This window comes from Sulfuricaulis sp., from assembly GCF_049587675.1.
GTDB lineage: Bacteria > Pseudomonadota > Gammaproteobacteria > Acidiferrobacterales > Sulfurifustaceae > Sulfuricaulis.
On record NZ_JBAVEJ010000101.1, the window covers coordinates 1 to 4,413 of the forward strand.

General features: G+C 58.3%; 4 protein-coding genes and 3 tRNA genes. All 7 read right to left on the reverse strand.

Annotated features, from left to right (window positions below):
- The coding region (locus WB402_RS05280; protein ID WP_424205692.1) for a GTP-binding protein at positions 1-117 on the reverse strand (117 nt) is incomplete at its 3' end.
- Between the two features lie 68 nt (positions 118-185).
- Positions 186-261 (reverse strand) — tRNA-Thr (locus WB402_RS05285).
- 24 nt (positions 262-285) lie between these two features.
- Positions 286-359, reverse strand: a tRNA-Gly gene (locus tag WB402_RS05290).
- A 67-nt stretch (positions 360-426) separates the two neighbouring features.
- Positions 427-511, reverse strand: a tRNA-Tyr gene (locus WB402_RS05295).
- A gap of 86 nt (positions 512-597) precedes the next feature.
- On the reverse strand, positions 598-2,892 hold the full coding sequence (locus WB402_RS05300) for an aconitate hydratase (protein WP_424205873.1): 2,295 nt from the start codon (positions 2,890-2,892) through the stop codon (positions 598-600).
- 146 nt (positions 2,893-3,038) lie between these two features.
- Positions 3,039-3,437: an RNA-binding S4 domain-containing protein gene (locus tag WB402_RS05305; protein ID WP_424205874.1), complete on the reverse strand. Its 399-nt coding sequence runs from the start codon at positions 3,435-3,437 to the stop codon at positions 3,039-3,041.
- 141 nt (positions 3,438-3,578) lie between these two features.
- Positions 3,579-4,115 (reverse strand): ORF6N domain-containing protein, encoded by a 537-nt coding sequence (locus WB402_RS05310; RefSeq protein WP_424205875.1) that lies wholly within the window; start codon positions 4,113-4,115, stop codon positions 3,579-3,581.
- Positions 4,116-4,413 lie beyond the last annotated feature (298 nt).

Below are 4,413 nucleotides of genomic sequence, written 5' to 3' on the forward strand. Positions count from 1 at the left end.
CTTGGCGGCCAGGACCTTGGTCAGAGCCGCGGTGAGCGTGGTCTTGCCGTGATCGACGTGGCCGATGGTGCCGACGTTGAGGTGCGGTTTGGTGCGTGCGAATTTTTCCTTGGACACGGGATGCCTCGTTAATTATCTCTATGTCAGTTGAACGTAATCTTCGAAAACCATTTCGTAATAAATTCTGGAGCCCATAATCGGAATCGAACCGATGACCTCTTCCTTACCAAGGAAGTGCTCTACCGACTGAGCTATATGGGCGGATGTAATCAGCCCAGCCTATACTGGAGCGGGTAGTGGGAATCGAACCCACATCATCAGCTTGGAAGGCTGAGGTTCTACCATTGAACTACACCCGCCTTGGATGTATTTGTAATTGATGAACCCAGCTTGTCCTGCTTCGCGCAGTTCATCTCGCCCCCAACCTGGTGGAGGGGGGTGGATTCGAACCACCGAAGGCAGAGCCGTCAGATTTACAGTCTGATCCCTTTGGCCGCTCGGGAACCCCTCCGGAAAAAATGAAGCCGCAAATTTTGCGTGACTGGGCCTTGCTTGTCAACCGATATCCTTGATTTTTTACACAAACTCTTCCGATAATCACTGACCGGCAACTGCCGATCCGTGACTCCTGCGAATGAGATTGAGCGCCGATCCGGCCATGAACCAGGCAATCTGGTCCCGGGTCAGGCTGTGCAGAGCAAAAAACGTCTCCTGGCTGCCGTCAGCATGGGTAATTCGGGCCTCGATCTTCTGCCCGGGGGCCAATTTGTCGAGACCGATGAAGCTCAGCCGGTCATCCCGGCGGAGGCGGTCGTAGTCGGCCGGATCGGCAAACGTCAGCGGCAATACGCCCTGTTTCTTGAGATTGGTCTCGTGAATACGGGCAAAACTGCGCGTCAGCACCACCCGGCAGCCGAGGAAACGGGGGCTCATGGCAGCATGCTCGCGCGAACTGCCCTCGCCGTAATTCTGGTCGCCCACCGCCACCCAACCCAGCCCCTGGGCCTTGTACGCCCGGGCGATTTTCTGCAATTCCTCGCCGGACTGACCGACCAGGACATTGAAGCCGGTTCCGGGCTTGTCGCTGAAAGCGTTATCCGCCCCGGTAAACATGTTGTCGCTGATGCGATCGAGATGGCCGCGGAACTTGAGCCACGGCCCCGCCGGGGAAATATGGTCAGTCGTGCATTTGCCCCGCGCCTTGAGCAGCACCGGCAGGTTCTGGTAACCCGCGGTCTTGTCCACCGGCTCGAACGGCGCGAGCAAGGCGATCCGTTCGCTTTTCGGATTGACCAACACTTTTCCGGCGGCGGGATTCTCAACCGGCGCGACATAGCCTTCGCTGCCGCGATCGAAACCCTTGGCCGGCAATTCCGCGGCGCTCGGCGCCTCGAGCGTGAGCATGCCACCGTTAAATTTCACGCCTTCATGAATCGGGTCCGAGTCCAGCCGCCCGGACAGCGCGTACGCCACGACCACCTCGGGGCTGGCGATAAAGGCCAGCGTGCTCGGATTGCCGTCGTTGCGTTTGGGGAAGTTGCGATTGTAGGAAGTCAGGATCGAATTCTTCTCGCCCTTGGCAATATCGGTGCGCTCCCACTGGCCGATGCACGGCCCGCAGGCGTTGGCCAGCACCGTGGCGCCGATCGCCTCGAGATCCGCGAGCAATCCGTCGCGCTCGATCGTTGCACGCACCTGCTCCGATCCCGGCGTGACCATGAGCGGTACGAGCGCGTGCAAGCCCTTCGCTTTCGCCTGGCGCGCGACGTGCGCGGCACGACCGATGTCTTCATAAGAAGAATTGGTGCAACTGCCGATCAACGCCGCCTTGAGTCCGGCCGGGTAGTCGTGCGACTTCACGTCGGACGCCATCTGCGATACCGGTCGCGCGAGATCGGGCGTGTGCGGACCGACGATATGCGGTTCGAGCCGGGACAGATCGATCTCCACGACCTGGTCGTAATGTTTGCCGGGATTCGCGAGCACGTCGGCGTCAGCCGTCAGATGCTCCGCGAGGCTCGCGGCCAGACTCGCCACTTCGGCGCGCCCGGTCGCGCGCAGATAGTCGGCCATGCGCTTGTCGAACGGAAACACGGAGGTCGTGGCACCCAACTCCGCGCCCATGTTGGTCACGGTCGCCTTGGCGGTACAGGAAAGCGATTCGGTCCCCGGACCGAAGTACTCGATGATCTTGTTGGTGCCGCCGGCCACCGTCAGTATGCCGGCGAGCTTGAGGATCACGTCCTTGCCGCTGGTCCAGCCGGACAATTTCCCCGTCAGTCGCACGCCGATCAGTTTCGGCCACAGCAGTTCCCACGGCATGCCGACCATCACGTCCACGGCATCCGCGCCGCCGACGCCGATCGCGAGCATGCCGAGACCGCCGGCGTTCGGCGTGTGCGAATCGGTGCCGATGATGAGGCCGCCGGGGAAAGCGTAGTTCTCGAGAATCACCTGATGGATGATGCCCGAACCCGGCTTCCAGAAACCCATGCCATATTTATTCGACGCCGAGGCGAGGAAGTCGTACACCTCCTTGTTCGTGCTCTCGGCGACTTCGAGATCCTTGATCGCGCCGACCTTGGCGCGGATGAGGTGATCGCAATGCACCGTCGTCGGCACCGCCGCCTCGCTGCGGCCCGCGGTCATGAACTGCAGGATCGCCATCTGCGCCGTGGCATCCTGCATCGCCACGCGATCCGGATTCAGCGCCACCGTGGTCTGGCCGCGCTCCGGCAGGTCCGCATTCAGATCCGCCTTGTGCGCGAACAGGATCTTTTCCGCGACCGTCAGCGGACGACCCACGCCACGCCGCACAGCGGCCATGCGCGCCGGCAGGGACTGGTAATAATGACGAACCGTGGCGACGGCGTCGGCAGGAGTCTTTTCCATGGCGGTACCTGAAAAACAGCAAAAGGCTTTGCGCGAGGGGCAGGATTGTAAATCAAGGCGGGGTACCTAGGCTATGTTGTCCTCAACTTATCTAACAGGCTGATGAAATGTTAGGCAACCCACTCATATGCCTGGACCTGTTTTATTCAAACCCTGCCTTTTTTAAGTCGAATTATCTGACACCGCGCTCTTTTAGTCGGGCGCCCTTTTTCATGGGAATCATAAATTCTTTCGGCGGAAAGCCGGGTGGCCAGTTCTTTCCGTGCCACTTTGCTCTGGACGCTTTCTTCATAAAGCAAAGCCGCTTCCGGCGCCGGACCACGCCGGACGGACAAGCCCAGCACCCGTACAGCGCATTCATAGGGGCCGACATGGATGCTCAATTCATCGTCAAGCCGAATAGCTTTGGCTGCCTTCACGCGCTCGCCATTCACTTTGACCTTGCCGCCCGCTACCGCCGCCGCGGCCTGTGAGCGAGTTTTGAAAAACCTCGCCGCCCAAAGCCATTTGTCGATGCGGATATGGCTGCCCTCTGTTTCTGCCACGGCAATTCCTGATGACAAGTTGCAGATTCTGGCTGCCTTCTCAGTCGTTCACGTCCAGCCGATAGGCGGTCTTCGCACAGAATCTAGGATCAAGCCTTGATATATTACCAGTACTCTTACCCATGTATTCGTTGCCGCCACTCACTTGTCTCCCCACGGCGCAAAACCGATGGGGCGCTTTTTCTTCGGCTCCGGTGGCGTCATGAGTTCGCGGATGGCGTCGAACACCACCCTGAATTGGGCGTCATATTTCTTCTCCAGCGTCGCGAGCTTGCGCGCGAGATCGGCGTTCGAGGCGAGCATCTGCCGCAGCCGCACGAAGGCGCGCATGATTTCGATGTTGACATGAACAGCGCGATCGCTGTGCAGGACACTGGACAACATCGCGACACCCTGTTCCGTAAAAGCATAGGGCGGGTAGCGTCTCCCGCCGCGTCCGCTCTTTTCGTTTGAGGTCACAATTTGTGACCTCAAAACGGCCAGTTCTTTGGGAGATAACTGGAACATGAAATCATCGGGAAACCGGTCCAGGTTTCGTTTGACGGCCTGTACCAGCACTTTGGTCTCTACTCCATAGAGTTCAGCGAGGTCCGTGCTCAGCAATACTTTCTGACCGCGCAATAAAATGATGCGCTTTTCAATCTGCTCAAGTGGAATTACAGATTTTTTCGCCGTCATTCCCTGGCCCGGTTGTTATGTTGATGACTTGGCCAGTGTAGGGGATTCCCCGCGCCTCCTCAATTCGAGTGTTTGAGGTCGCGATTTGCGACATCAAAAAAAACTGCCTCGCTTCAAGGTCACAAAATGTGACCTTAAACCTTTAGATATTTAGTTGCTAACCCAAGCACGGAAATGTGGTCGCAATTTGCGACCACATAACAAACGCCAAACTTGAGGTGCCATTTTGGTACCTCAAACTTGAAGTCACAAATTGTGACTTCAAGTTTGAGGCAAGGGTGTATGGAGCCCGCAGAGG